8 protein-coding genes are annotated in these 14,680 nt (G+C 59.7%); all 8 read left to right on the top strand.

The features are described from left to right. Positions 1-208: 208 nt before the first annotated feature. The 8 genes from rimP (at position 209) to GTP69_RS06005 (ending at position 14,679) form a co-directional block, all read left to right on the top strand. Entirely contained in the window at positions 209-697 is a 489-nt protein-coding gene (rimP, locus tag GTP69_RS06040; protein WP_161054034.1) for a ribosome maturation factor RimP, read from the top strand. Beyond that, positions 694-2,259 (top strand): transcription termination factor NusA, encoded by a 1,566-nt coding sequence (gene nusA / locus GTP69_RS06035; protein WP_110847054.1) that lies wholly within the window; start codon positions 694-696, stop codon positions 2,257-2,259. The genes rimP and nusA overlap by 4 nt, the downstream gene beginning before the upstream one ends. Positions 2,260-2,305: 46 nt before the next feature. After that, positions 2,306-5,194: a translation initiation factor IF-2 gene (gene infB / locus GTP69_RS06030; protein ID WP_161054033.1), complete on the top strand. Its 2,889-nt coding sequence runs from the start codon at positions 2,306-2,308 to the stop codon at positions 5,192-5,194. A gap of 78 nt (positions 5,195-5,272) precedes the next feature. Continuing rightward, positions 5,273-5,674, top strand: coding sequence for a 30S ribosome-binding factor RbfA (gene rbfA / locus GTP69_RS06025; protein ID WP_161054032.1), 402 nt, complete (start codon positions 5,273-5,275; stop codon positions 5,672-5,674). Next, positions 5,674-6,600, top strand: coding sequence for a tRNA pseudouridine(55) synthase TruB (gene truB, locus GTP69_RS06020; RefSeq protein WP_161054031.1), 927 nt, complete (start codon positions 5,674-5,676; stop codon positions 6,598-6,600). Before rbfA ends, truB begins: the two co-directional genes overlap by 1 nt. 88 nt (positions 6,601-6,688) lie before the next feature. Further along, the gene (gene typA / locus GTP69_RS06015; protein ID WP_161054030.1) at positions 6,689-8,521 is read left to right on the top strand and encodes a translational GTPase TypA; all 1,833 of its coding nucleotides are present in this window, start codon (positions 6,689-6,691) and stop codon (positions 8,519-8,521) included. 603 nt (positions 8,522-9,124) lie between these two features. Continuing rightward, entirely contained in the window at positions 9,125-12,304 is a 3,180-nt protein-coding gene (locus GTP69_RS06010; protein ID WP_161054029.1) for a TonB-dependent receptor, read from the top strand. 134 nt (positions 12,305-12,438) lie between these two features. Continuing rightward, positions 12,439-14,679: a DUF3141 domain-containing protein gene (locus GTP69_RS06005; protein ID WP_161054028.1), complete on the top strand. Its 2,241-nt coding sequence runs from the start codon at positions 12,439-12,441 to the stop codon at positions 14,677-14,679. Position 14,680 lies beyond the last annotated feature (1 nt).

Genomic DNA, 14,680 nt, shown 5'->3' with positions numbered 1-14,680 from the left:
CTGCCATGCCGCCTGTGCGGCATTGCAGCGAACTTCATATAAGGTTATAATATGCAGCCTAGTAGAAGTTCCAATTGCGACTCGCAGCGGAACTCTTCATCTGGCTGGGTGTTTTAGAAAGATGGGCAGATGCCCATTTTTTTTTTGTTGAACCGTTTTGAACGGCTTGTTTTGCACCATATTAACAAGCCTTGGACTGGAGAATTTCTTGCAGCTTCTGGATTTAATTGAAAAGACCGTCATTGGTCTGGGCTATGAGCTGGTTGATGTCGAACGGGCCGAGCGCGGACTGCTGCGCGTGTTTATCGATTTCAGCGCCGAAGATGCCGAAGAAAAAGGCATGATCACCGTGGAAGATTGTGCCACGGTCAGCCATCAGTTGTCGCACGTGCTGACGGTCGAGAACGTGAATTACGAACGTCTCGAAATCTCGTCGCCGGGCCTCGATCGTCCGCTGCGCAAGCTGTCGGACTTCAGCCGTTTTGCCGGCAGTGAAGTCGTGATCAAACTGCGCGCAGCCATGCCGGGTACGAACAACCGGAAATCGTTCACGGGCGTCCTGCTGGAGCCCGTCGGCGAGAATTTGTCGTTGGAATTTGAAAGCAATGAAGGTCCGGCGCAGTTGGATTTTACGCTCGCCGATGTGGATAAGGCACGCTTGGTGCCGCAGGTGGATTTTAAGGGACGCAAAGCATGAGTCGCGAAGTTTTGTTATTGGTAGACGCGCTGGCGCGTGAGAAGAACGTCGATAAAGATGTCGTTTTCGGCGCACTGGAATTCGCGTTGGCACAAGCCACGAAGAAACGGTATGAGGGTGAAGTAGACATCCGCGTTTCGATCGACCGCGAGTCGGGTGAGTTCGAATCCTTCCGTCGCTGGCACGTGGTGCCGGATGAAGCGGGCCTGCAACTGCCGGACCAGGAAATCCTGCACTTCGAAGCCAAGGAACAGATCGCGGATATCGAAGTGGACGACCACATCGAAGAGCCGATCGAATCCGTGGAATTCGGCCGCCGCTTTGCGCAAGACACCAAACAGGTGGTCCTGCAGCGCGTGCGTGACGCTGAACGTGAACAGATCCTGGCCGACTTCCTGGAACGCGGCGATTCGCTGGTCACCGGCACCATCAAGCGCATGGAGCGCGGCGATGCCATCGTGGAATCCGGCAAGATCGAAGCCCGCCTGCCACGCGACCAGATGATCCCGAAAGAGAATCTGCGTATCGGCGACCGCGTCCGTGCTTACATCCTGCGCGTGGACCGCAATATGCGCGGCCCGCAAGTGATCCTGTCGCGCACCGCGCCGGAATTCATCGCCAAGCTGTTCGAGCTGGAAGTGCCGGAAATCGAACAAGGCATGCTGGAAATTAAATCGGCGGCCCGTGATGCTGGCGTCCGCGCCAAGATCGCTGTCTACACGGCCGACAAACGCATCGACCCGATCGGCACCTGCGTCGGTATGCGCGGTTCGCGCGTGCAGGCTGTGACCGGTGAGCTGGGCGGCGAGCGCGTGGACATCGTGCTGTGGTCGGAAGATCCGGCGCAGTTCGTGATCGGCGCGCTGGCCCCGGCCAATGTGTCCTCGATCGTCGTCGACGAAGAGAAGCACGCCATGGACGTGGTGGTGGACGAGGAAAACCTGGCCATCGCTATCGGCCGCTCGGGCCAGAACGTGCGCCTGGCGTCCGATCTGACCGGCTGGAAAATTAACATCATGACGGCCGAGGAATCGGCCGACAAGGCAGCCCAGGAAACCGCCGCGATTCGCGCGCTGTTCATGGAAAAATTGGATGTCGACCAGGAAGTGGCCGACATTCTGGTGGAAGAAGGCTTTGCCAGCCTGGAAGAAATCGCTTACGTGCCGATCTCCGAAATGTTGGAAATCGAATCGTTTGACGAAGATACGGTCAACGAACTGCGCACCCGCGCCCGTGACGCCCTGGTCACCGAAGCCATCGCTTCGGAAGAAGGCCTGGAAGGCATGGACGAGGCGCTGGTCGGTCTGGAAGGTATGGACCGCATCACCGCCGGCAAGCTGGGCCTGGCTGGTATCAAAACGGTAGAAGCGTTTGCCGGCCTGGCTTATGACGAGTTCGGCGCCATTCTGGCCCTGTCGTCTGACCGTGCACGCGCACTGATTACGAGTGAATTTGAAGATGTGACCGACGATGAGATGAAGTTGGTTGATGCGAAGTACGACGACCGTGCCAAAGGCTTGCAAGCCAAGGCCTGGAGTCTGACTGAATCTGCAAAGGCTTAATTTGATTATCTTTATCATCTCCGCGACACATAGAAAAGAGGACTGAATGGCGAGTAACAACGTAGCCCAATTTGCCACCGAACTGAAGATGCCTGCAGACTTGCTGCTGACGCAGCTGCGTTCTGCCGGCGTCGAAAAAAGTTCGGCGTCAGATCCATTGTCGAAAGAGGATAAGGATAAGCTGCTCGATCACCTGCGCCGTACCCATGGCGCCGGTGCTGAAGAGAAGAAGAAAATTACGCTGACGCGCAAGGAAACCACCGAGATCAAGCAGGCCGACGCCAATGGCAAGGCCCGCACCATCCAGGTCGCCGTCAAGAAAACGCGTACCTTCGTGCAGCGCGACGAACCGCTGACCACCACGCCGGCGCCAGCGCCTGAGCCAGTGGTCGATCCGGCCGAAGTCGCACGCCGCGAAGAAGACGTCAAGAAACAAGCTGAACTGATCGCCCGTCAGGAAGCGGAACTGCGCGAGAAGCAAGAGCGTCTGGCCAAGCTGGAAGCGGATAAAGCCGCCCAGGAAAAAGCCAACGCCGAAGCCGCCGCCGCCGCCAAGAAGGAAGCGGAAGCCGAAGCCAAGGAAGAAGCCAAGAAAGCTGCTGCTGCCGCCAAGGCCGCGACCGCTGCGCCGACTTCGGCTGCGCCGGCCGCGCCTGCGGTCGACACCGCTGCGGAAGACGCGAAGAAAAAAGCTGCTGCCGACGAAGCCAAGAAAAAGGCTGCCGTGGTCGCCAAGGAAGCTGCTGATCAAGCCGCTGCCACTGAGCGCGCTCGTCAGGCTGTTGCCGACGAAGTGGCCCAGATCAAGGCCATGATGAACGCGCCACGTCGCGCCATCAAGGCACCTGAGCCGGCGCCTGCGCCCGTCAAGCCAAAAGTCGCCGAAGGCACGCTGCACAAGCCAGCCACCGGCGCCACCGCCAAGCCGGGCGACAAGCCAGGCGACAAGAAGCCTGCGGTCGGTACTGCGGACAAGAAATCGATCAAGTCGGCCAATGTGTCGTCGACCTGGTCGGACGACGCCAAGAAACGTGGCGCACCAGGCGGCGCCAACAAAGGCCGTAGCGGTCCAGGTGCTGGCACCGGTCGCGACAGCTGGCGCGGTGGCAAGGGCGGCGGTCGTCGTCATCATCAATCGGATGATCGCGAGACCAACTTCCAGGCCCCGACCGAAGCCGTCATCAAAGACGTGCACGTGCCGGAAACCATCACCGTGGCCGAACTGGCGCACAAGATGTCGGTCAAGGCGTCCGAAGTCATCAAGCAGCTGATGAAGCTGGGCCAGATGTGCACCATCAACCAGGTGCTGGATCAGGAAACCGCGATGATCGTGGTCGAGGAGATGGGTCACAAAGCCCACGCTGCCGAGATGGACGATCCGGAAGCGATCCTGGCCGACCAGGGCGAGCATGCCCACTTTGAATCGGTGCCGCGTGCACCGGTGGTCACCGTCATGGGTCACGTCGACCACGGTAAGACCTCGCTGCTGGATTACATCCGCCGCGCCAAAGTGGCGTCGGGCGAAGCCGGCGGCATTACCCAGCACATCGGCGCATACCACGTGGACACCCCGCGCGGCATGATCACCTTCCTGGATACGCCGGGTCACGAAGCCTTTACGGCAATGCGTGCCCGCGGTGCGAAAGCTACCGACATCGTGATCCTGGTGGTGGCAGCCGACGACGGCGTGATGCCGCAGACCAAAGAAGCGATCGCTCACGCGAAAGCAGCCGGTGTACCGCTGGTGGTGGCGATCAATAAGATCGACAAACCAGGTGGCAACGTCGACCGCGTTACGCAAGAGCTGGTTGCCGAGAGCGTGGTGCCGGAAGAATACGGTGGCGAATCGCCATTCGTGCCGGTATCAGCCAAGACCGGTGAAGGCATCGACAACCTGCTGGAGCAAGTGCTGCTGCAAGCCGAGGTGCTGGAACTGAAAGCGCCGATCGATGCGCCGGCCCGTGGCCTGGTCGTCGAAGGCCGTCTGGACAAAGGCAAGGGCCCGGTCGCGACCGTGCTGGTGCAGTCCGGTACGCTGAAGCGCGGCGACGTGATTCTGGCTGGTTCCTCCTTCGGCCGCGTTCGTGCGATGCTGGATGAGAACGGCAAGCCGATCAACGAAGCGGGTCCATCGATTCCGGTCGAGATCCAGGGTCTGACCGAAGTGCCGCAAGCCGGTGAAGAAGTCATGGTCATGGCCGACGAGCGTAAAGCACGTGAAATTGGTCTGTTCCGTCAAGGTAAGTTCCGCGACGTGAAACTGGCCAAGCAGCAAGCCGCGAAGCTGGAAAACATGTTCGGCCAGATGGCCGAAGGCGAAGTCAAAAACCTGCCGCTGATCGTCAAGACCGACGTGCAGGGTTCGCAAGAAGCGCTGGTCAGCTCGCTGCAGAAACTGTCGACCTCGGAAGTTCGGGTCCAGATCGTGCACGCTGCGGTCGGTGGCATCACCGAGTCGGACGTCAATCTGGCCGTGGCCTCGAAAGCAGTCATCATCGGCTTTAACGCCCGTGCTGATGCCCAGGCCCGCAAGCTGGCCGAGTCGAACGGTGTGGACATTCGCTACTACAACATCATTTACGATGCGATCGACGAGATCAAATCGGCGTTGTCGGGCATGTTGGCGCCAGAGAAGCGCGAGACCGTTATCGGTCAGGTCGAAGTACGCCAGGTTATCCTGGTGTCCAAAGTCGGCGCGGTTGCCGGTTGCCTGGTCACCGATGGCGTGGTCAAACGTTCGTCGTCGGTTCGCCTGCTGCGCAACAACATCGTGGTGTGGACTGGCGAAATCGACTCGCTCAAACGCTTCAAGGACGACGCCAAAGAAGTACGCGCCGGTCTGGAGTGCGGCCTGTCGCTGAAGAACTACAACGACATCCAGGTGGGCGACTCCCTGGAAGTGTTCGAAGTACAGGAAATCGCTCGTACCCTGTAATTTCGGACGCATACAGCAGCATCTGGTAAAGTGGACGGGGGCATCAGCTCCCGTCCACTTGCCGTTTATGGAATCATCATGGCAAAACATAGTAAAAACATCCCCCAGCGCGGTCTGCGCGTGGCCGATCAGATCCAGAAAGACCTGTCCGAACTGATCGTTTTTGAACTCAAGGACCCGCGCGTCGGCATGATCACGCTGGCCGAGGTGCAAGTCACCCCGGACTACGCGCACGCGAAAATCTTCTTCACCATGCTGAAGGACGATCCGGAATCGGTCAAAAACACGCTGGCCGGCCTGCACGCCGCCGCCGGCTACCTTCGCAATATGCTGGGCAAGCGCCTGCATATCCACACGCTGCCGCAGCTGCACTTCGTGCACGACACTTCGGCCGCGCGCGGCATGGCGATGTCGGCGCTGATCGACCAGGCCAACAGCACGCGCTCGCTGGACGACGGCAAGGAAGACGGCGAAGCGTAATGAATCAAGCCCGTACCAAACGCGTCCGCGATCTGGTGGACGGCGTGCTGCTGCTCGACAAACCGGTGGGCTTTTCCAGCAACGATGCGCTGATCAAGGCCAAGCGCGTGCTCAACGCCAAGAAGGCCGGCCATACCGGCACCCTCGATCCGTTCGCCACTGGCCTCTTGCCTTTGTGCTTCGGCGAGGCCACCAAGTTCTCGCAGGACTTGCTGGAGGCGGACAAGAGCTACGACACCACTGTGCACCTGGGCCAGACCACCGATACCGGCGACACCGAAGGCGAAGTGATCGATACGCGCGACGTCAACGTCACGCTGGAGCAGATCCACGCCGTGCTGGCGCAGTTCCGCGGCCCGATCAAGCAGGTGCCGCCGATGTATTCGGCGCTCAAGCGCGACGGCAAGCCGTTGTATGAATACGCCCGCGAAGGCATCACGCTGGAACGCGAAGCGCGCGACGTCACCATCCACAAGCTGGAGTTGATTGCGTATGAAGCGCCGTTCCTGAAGCTGTCGGTTACCTGCAGCAAGGGCACCTATATCCGCGTGCTGGGCCAGGACATCGGCGAAGCGCTCGGCTGCGGCGCCCATCTGAATGCGCTGCGCCGCACGCAGGTCGGCGCGCTGACCACCGAGCACATGATTACGCTGGATGAACTGGTCGCGCACGAAGCGCCGCTGACGCTGCTGTCGCCGGTCGATGCGCTGTTGTCCAGCTTCCCGGCGGTGCAACTGAACGCCGAACTGGCCAAGCGTTTCCTCAATGGCCAGCGCCTGGCGCTGGGCAAGGAACCCGCGATCAGCGTGCCGGCGGAGCAGGGCAGGGTGCGCGTGTACCTGGACGCCAAGCTGCTGGGCACCGCCATCCTCGGCGAATACAGCATCCTGCAGCCGGAACGATTAATCGCCTTTGTCGCGGAATAAAGCGATGAAGTTGCAACGCAACATGCTATACTAGCTGGCTACCCGTACGACTTGTACGCACCTGAAGTTTTTCCCCAAGATAACGACCATGTCTACTACTAAACGCGCAATTCGCAATATTGCAATCATCGCCCACGTTGACCACGGTAAAACCACCCTGGTTGACCAACTGCTGCGCCAGTCCGGCACCTTCCGCGAAAACCAGGCGGTTGATACCCGCGTGATGGACTCGAACGACCTCGAAAAAGAGCGCGGCATTACGATTCTGTCGAAGAATTGCGCGGTTGAGTACGAAGGCACCCACATCAACATCGTTGACACCCCAGGCCACGCCGACTTCGGCGGCGAAGTGGAACGTGTTCTGTCGATGGTTGACTCGGTTCTGCTGCTGGTGGATGCCCAGGAAGGCCCAATGCCACAGACCCGTTTCGTGACCCGTAAAGCGCTGGCCCTGGGCCTGAAGCCGATCGTCGTGGTCAACAAGGTTGACCGTCCGGGCGCGCGCGCTGACTGGGCCATCAACCAGACCTTCGAACTGTTCGACAAGCTGGGCGCAACCGACGAGCAACTGGACTTCCCTATCGTTTACGCTTCGGGCCTGAACGGCTACGCCGGCCTGACCGAAGACGTGCGCGAAGGCGACATGAAGCCACTGTTCGACGCCATCCTGGAACACGTGCCAGTCCGTGACGACAATCCGGACGGTCCGCTGCAGATGCAAATTACCTCGCTGGACTACTCGTCGTACGTCGGCAAGATCGGCATTGGCCGCGTCAACCGCGGCACCGTCAAGGTCGGCCAGGACGTTCTGGTCATCAACGGCCCAGGCGCTACCCCAATCAAAGGCCGCATCAACCAGGTGCTGAATTTCAAGGGCCTGGAGCGCGTGCTGGTGGACGAAGCTGTTGCCGGCGACATCTGCCTGATCAACGGTATCGATGAAATCGGTATCGGTTCGACGCTGTGCGCCACCGACACCCCTGATCCGCTGCCGATGCTGACCGTCGACGAGCCGACCCTGACCATGAACTTCATGGTCAACAACTCGCCACTGGCTGGCCGCGAAGGCAAGTTCGTGACCTCGCGTCAACTGCGCGACCGTCTGGACAAAGAACTGAAAGCCAACGTGGCACTGCGCGTTGCACCAACCGAAGACGACACCACCTTCGAAGTATCGGGTCGCGGCGAGCTGCACCTGACCATCCTGATCGAAAACATGCGTCGCGAAGGTTTCGAGATGGCTGTATCGCGTCCACGCGTGGTGTTCAAAATGGTGGATGGCGTGCGCCATGAGCCGTTCGAGCAACTGTCGGTTGACGTTGAAGAAGCCAACCAGGGCGGCGTGATGGAAGAACTGGGCCGTCGTCGTGGCGACCTGCAAAACATGGAATCGGACGGCAAAGGCCGTGTGCGTCTGGAATACCGTATTCCAGCACGTGGCCTGATCGGTTTCCAGGGCGAATTCATGACCCTGACCCGCGGTACCGGCCTGATGTCGCACGTGTTTGACGCCTACGCTCCAGTAGACAACACCAAGGGCGAACTGGGCGGCCGTCGCAACGGCGTGCTGATCTCGCAAGACGACGGCGCCGCTGTTGCTTACGCTATCTGGAAACTGCAGGATCGCGGCCGTATGTTCGTGGTCCACAACGACCCAGTGTACGAAGGCATGATCATCGGTATCCACTCGCGCGACAACGATCTGGTGGTGAACCCGATCAAGGGCAAGCAGCTGACCAACGTGCGTTCCTCGGGTACCGACGAAGCCGTGCGCCTGGTGCCGCCGATCCAGATGTCGCTGGAATACGCCGTGGAATTCATCGACGACGACGAACTGGTGGAAATCACCCCGAAATCGATCCGTCTGCGCAAACGCTTCCTGAAAGAGCACGAGCGTAAGAAGGCTTCGCGCGAAGCATAAGCCTCCCTCAGAGCGCGTTTAAAGAAACCGCCCGGTGCAAACCGGGCGGTTTTTTTTATTTCTAACGGTATTTTTCGATACTTTACGTTACTCCTGGTTACATTGCGTTACGCAGGAATTTACATTGCGTTACCTGCGATACAAAACGGTGCATACCGATACAATGGTACGCATGCGGCGGATTGGCTGCGTGGCGCACCATTTTGGTTAATGGGGATTTTACTAAATTAAATTTCTAATTATTCTGTTTAAGCTAATTTAAATCGCTGTTAAACCATGTTAAGTAAAATTTATGCCTAAAAATCGCGGTGCATCAACGCTACAAAATGGTGATTTATTGCACTAAAATGGTGCATTTCTCATCAAAACAACACAGCAACGTTGTATTAATGATGAAATTATTCCTGTGCAATTGACATCAGTTTGAGCGACATGGTCTGATCATTCCACGGGCTCATTCTTAGATTGTTAAGAAACGCTCTCTAAAAGTTGGTAGAAAAAGCGCTTTTTGGTTACAAAGAGTCGTATTACTAAAAAAAGCTGGACGGTGGAAAACACACCCACTCACTGCCGCCAGCCTACTAATCGGGAATTGAAAAAACTATGTTGAGAAAAACTGTGATCGCGCGCGCCTTAACAATCGCGTTTGGTAGCGTTATCGTCGCTGCGGGTGTCGTCCAGCCAGTTATGGCGCAGTCGAACTCCAGCGGTAACATCTACGGCTCGATCGATGCGCCAGCCGGCGCCTCGGTATCGTTGACCAACACTGAGACCGGTCTGAAGCGTGCCATCAACCTGGACGCCAGCGGCCGTTACCAGGCAACCGCGCTGCCAGCCGGCCACTACCGCGTGGAACTGCTGCGCGATGGCAAAGTTGCTCAAACCACTGAAGTCGACGTCTACGCCGGCCAAGGCGCCAACGCTTCCTTCACCGCTGCTGCTGTCCAGGCCGTGCAAGTGACCGGTCGCCGCAACCGCATCGACGTCTCCAACACCAACAATGGCGCCATCTTCACCGCCAAGGAACTGGAAAAACTGCCAGTCGCCCAGACGCTGAACGCCATCGTGTTGCTGGCCCCGAATACCACCCGTGCCGATTCCGCCTTCGGCAATACCTCGTCGTTCGGCGGTTCGGGCGCGTCGGAAAATGCGTTCTACCTGAACGGTTTCCCGATCACCAATCCGCTGAGCCAGTTGGGCTCGATGGAACTGCCATTTGGCGCGATCCAGCAGGCGTCGGTGATGACCGGCGGCTTCGGCGCCGAGTACGGCCGTTCGATCGGCGGCGTGCTGAGCGTAACGTCGAAGAGCGGCACCAACACCTGGGAAGGCGGCGCGATGTACAGCATCGAGCCAGCCAGCATGCGCGCCGCGTATCACAACTACAACTACGCCAACACCGGCGACGTGAACAACGCCGCCACCGACGGCAAACTGGACGTGCGCCGCGACAACCGTTCGGTCAGCAGCACCCAGTACGGCGCCTACCTGGGCGGTCCGATCATCAAGGACAAGCTGTTCATGTTCATTGCCGGCGATCAGACCATCGGCAAGGATGCGTATGTCAGCTCGACCTCGGTGACCAATCCGGCTACCATCAACCAGAGCGGCTACGCCAAGAACCGTTCGCAGGAAAACCGCTGGTTGGGTAAGCTGGACTGGAACATCAATGACGATCACCGCCTGGAATTCACCACGGCCGGCGACAGCAGCCAGACCCGCTACCAGCAATACGGCTATACGCTGAATCCAAATAATCCTAACGCTGCCGCGCAACTCGATGGCGTGCCGAACGGCCAGCTGTATTCGTCGGCCGTGGGCAAAAACCTGGGCCCAACCGATCCTGAATTCCCAGGCACCCCAGGCGCCACCGTCAACATGCTGAAGTACACCGGCAACCTGACCGATAACCTGGTGATCACCGGCCTGTACGGCGTACTGAAGAGCAAGCACGGCATCAGCTACGAAGCGCTGGGCGCCAACGCCGGCACCGGTGGCGTACCGCCGACCATTACCTACGGCACCACCGCCAAGTGGGGCGCGATTGATCCTGCGCTGTACCGCAACTACAACATCTTCCCTGGCTATATCAGCAGCCCTGGCGAAGATGAAACCAAAGCGGCACGTTTCGATCTGGAATACAAGCTGGACAACCACACGCTGCGCGCCGGTATCGACTCCGCCAAGCTGAATACATCGGCTGCCGGTCAGGTCCGCAGTGGCGGTTCGTCGTGGGCGTATAAATACGTTGGCGCCGCCAACGTTGGCCTGCCGATCAACCTGTCCGGCGCCCGTCCAGGCAACGTCGCCGACTTCGGCGGCTCCGGTACCGCTGGTTATTACGTGTCGCAATCGATCTTCAACTCGCTGACCTCGGCTTCGGCCAAGCAGTCGGCGCAGTACATCGAAGACCGCTGGCAAGTGCGCAAGGACCTGCTGCTGACGCTGGGTCTGCGTAATGACTCGTACAGCAACTCGACCGGCGACGGCGCCAAGTTCGTTGACATGAAGCACGAAGTGGCGCCACGCGTGTCGGCTTCGTGGGACGTGAATGGCGACAGCTCGCTGAAAGTCTACGGTAGCGCTGGCCGTTACTACCTGCAACTGCCAACCGCAGTCGCCGCCCGTGCCGCCAGCCGTTCGACCTACACCACCCAGGAGTTCACCTACACCGGCATCGATCCGACCACTGGTGCACCGCTGGGCGTGCGCGCTGTCAACACCCCGGTATCGTCCGATGGCGAATATGGCCAGGCGAAGAACATCCAATCGGTGGTGGCTGCCGACCTGAAGCCTAACTATCAGGACGAAATCACGCTGGGCTTCGAAAAAGCCTACAGCGCTGACCTGAACTTCGGCGTCAAAGGTACCTACCGCAAACTGGGCGCTGGTATCGATGACAGCTGCGACACCCGTCCAATTCTGAAATTCGCTGCCGAACATGGCATCGACATCCAGAACCAGGGCGCCGTCAACTGCTTCATCTACAACCCGGGCCGCGATGTCAGCCTGTGGGTGGACGGTAACGATGCAGCCGGTAACCCGGTCGTGACCGGCAAGGGCCAGATCGCTCACTTCACCGCTGCCGAAATCGGCGAGCCTGAAGCCAAGCGTACCTACGCCGCACTGGACTTCTTCGCCGAGCACCCAATGCGCAACGGCTGGTATGGCCGCATCAACTACACGCTGTCGCGTAACTCCGGCAACATGGAAGGCCAGACCCGTTCGGATACCGGCCAGAAAGACGTCGGCACTTCGGCAGCCTGGGACTTCCCAGAGTTCGCGCCTGGTTCGGATGGCCTGCTGCCAAACGACCGCAAGCACCAGCTGAAGATGTTCGGCTTCTACCAGGTGACGCCGGAAGTGACCGTCGGTGCGTTCGCGCTGCTGCAATCGGGTCGTCCTAAGCTGTGCCTGGGTACCAACGATGCGTCCGACAACGGCAGCAATCCAGCCTACCCACTGGGCCAGGAATACTTTGGCCCAGGCTATGGCGCCGAGTACTACTACTGCGGCGACAAGCCAAGCCCACGCGGCAGCATCGGTCGCATGCCTTGGGAAAAACGTCTGGATCTGAACCTGGCTTACTCGCCACAACTGATCAAAGGTTTGACGGTGAAAGTGGACGTGTTTAACGTCTTCAACAACCAGGTTGCACTGAGCAACAACCCAACCTACGATGATGGCGACAGCAGCGTGATCACGGCAAAATACAACGAAGCGATGAACTACCAATCGCCACGTTATGCCAAGTTCACGGTGGAATACAACCACAAGTTCTAAGCCCTGTGTAATGGCGCCGGCAACTGGGCGCCACTTCACCAGAAACCGCAGCCTCGGCTGCGGTTTTTGTTTGCCTTTTCCGTTCCGCTGGGGTACTTTTGTGCGTGGCAGCATAAACGCAACGGAGGATCCCGGTGAGCGAAGACAAGAGCAATCCCTGGCTGAATTGGCCAGGCAATCCCTTCAACCTTGCCCAGCAGGCAAGCGATTACTGGATCGACGCTGCGCAGCGCTCGGTCCTGTTCATGGACGTGCTGCGGCAACGCGGCGATGAACGCAACCACCGTGCCGAGCAGACCGCGCCGCACGTACTGACGTTTGCCTTTGACGTGGTGATGGACGGCCGCCAGCTGGAGCGCCCGGTCAACTACGGCCTGCTGCATATCCAGCAGCCGGACGGCGTCCAGCCCGATCCGACCAAGCGCCCGTTTATCGTGTTCGATCCGCGCGCCGGCCATGGTCCCGGCATCGGCGGCATGAAGCATGACAGTGAAATCGGCGTGGTGCTGAAGGCCGGTCATCCTTGTTATTTCGTCGGCTTCACGCCGCATCCGGTACCCGGCCAGACGATTGAAGATGTGTGCCGCGCCGAAGCGCTATTCATCGCCAAGGTGGCCGAGCTGCATCCGCAGGCTGATGGCAAGCCGGCGCTGATCGGCAACTGCCAGGCCGGCTGGCAGATCATGATGACCAGCGCGCTGAACCCGGACCTGGTCGGACCGCTGGTGCTGGCTGGTGCGCCGCTGTCTTATTGGGCCGGCGTGCGCGGCAAGAATCCGCTGCGCTACCTCGGCGGCATTCTCGGCGGCACCTGGATGACGGCGCTGGCCGGCGATCTGGGCAACGGCATTTTCGACGGCGCGCAGCTGGTCGAAAACTTCGAGAAGATGAATCCGTCTAATACACTGTGGAGCAAGAACTACAACGTCTACTCCAAGATCGATACCGAAGCGCAGCGCTTCCTCGACTTTGAAAAATGGTGGGGCAATCCGGTGCTGCTGAACGCCGGCGAGATGCAGTACATCGCCGACTCGCTGTTCGTCGGCAACCGCCTGAGCGACGCCGCGCTGCTCGACAGCGCCGGCCACCGCATCGACCTGCGCAACGTGAAGTCGCCGATTGTGGTGTTCTGCTCGTGGGGCGACGACATCACGCCGCCGCAGCAGGCGCTGGGCTGGGTACTGGACCTGTACGAAGACGACGCGGCGCTGGTGGCCGGCGGCCAGACCATCATCTATTCCATGCACCAGAGCATAGGCCACCTGGGCATCTTCGTATCGGCCTCGGTGGCCAACAAGGAGCACGAGGAATTTACTGCCGCGATGGACATGATCGACATCATGCCGCCCGGCCTGTACGAGGCGGTGTTCCTCGATAAAGACGAGGAAATGCTGCAGGCGGAAATCGCCGCCGGCGACCTGGCGGCCGGCGATTACGTGATGCGTTTCGAGCGCCGCAACCTGGATGCGCTGCGCGCACTGGGCGGCAACGATGTGGCCGACGAACGCCGCTTTGCCACCGTCGCCCGCGTGTCGGAAATCAACAAGGGTTTGTACCAGACCTTCGCCAGTCCGATCGTCAAAAGCCTGGTCACCGAAACCAGTGCCGAACAACAGCGCGAGGCGCATCCGCTGCGCCGCCGCTACACGGCGTTCTCCAGCAAGAATCCGCTGCTGAACAATATCCCGGCGCTGGCCGAAAAGGTGCGCGCCGAACGCCGGCCGGTGGCCAAGGACAATGTGTTCCTGCAGATGCAGGAGGCGTGGTCGAAGCAGATCGTCGAGTCGCTGGACCGCTACCGCGATATCCGCGACCAGGCCACCGAGAGCATCTTCCTCGGCGTCTACGGTTCGCCGGTGTTACAGGCGCTGGTTGGGCTGAGCACGGATGGCGGCAAGCCGCGCCGCATCGGCCGTGACATCGCACGCGAAGCGGCGACCACCGCCAACCGCGCGGCAGCGGCGCTGAAGACCAAAGAAGGCGGCCTGACCGAGGCCATCATCCGCGGCTTGCTGTACATTTTCCGCAGTCCGGAAATGAGTGCGGCCGACGAGCGCGCGTTTGCGGCAATACGCCAGCTGCGCCTGCGCACTTCGGATGACAAGGAAATGAGCGTGACCTCGCTGAAGCAGATTGTGCGCGAACAGTATGTGATGTTGCAACTGAACGAGGCGGCCGCGCTGGCCGACCTGCCGCTGCTGTTGCCGGAAGAACCGGAAGCGCGCACCAACGCGTTGGGCATCGTCCGCCAGGTGGCAGGCGCCACTGGCACGCTGGTCGGCGACGCGGCCACACGGCTGGAGCGGATTGCCGATATCTTCGGTCCGGCGGCGCCCAAGCTGGCCGTGGTGAACGGCAAGAAGAAGGGCGCTTAAT

Source organism: Duganella levis, from assembly GCF_009857605.1.
Taxonomy (GTDB): domain Bacteria; phylum Pseudomonadota; class Gammaproteobacteria; order Burkholderiales; family Burkholderiaceae_D; genus Rugamonas; species Rugamonas levis.
This window is presented reverse-complemented; position numbering and strand designations above follow the sequence as displayed.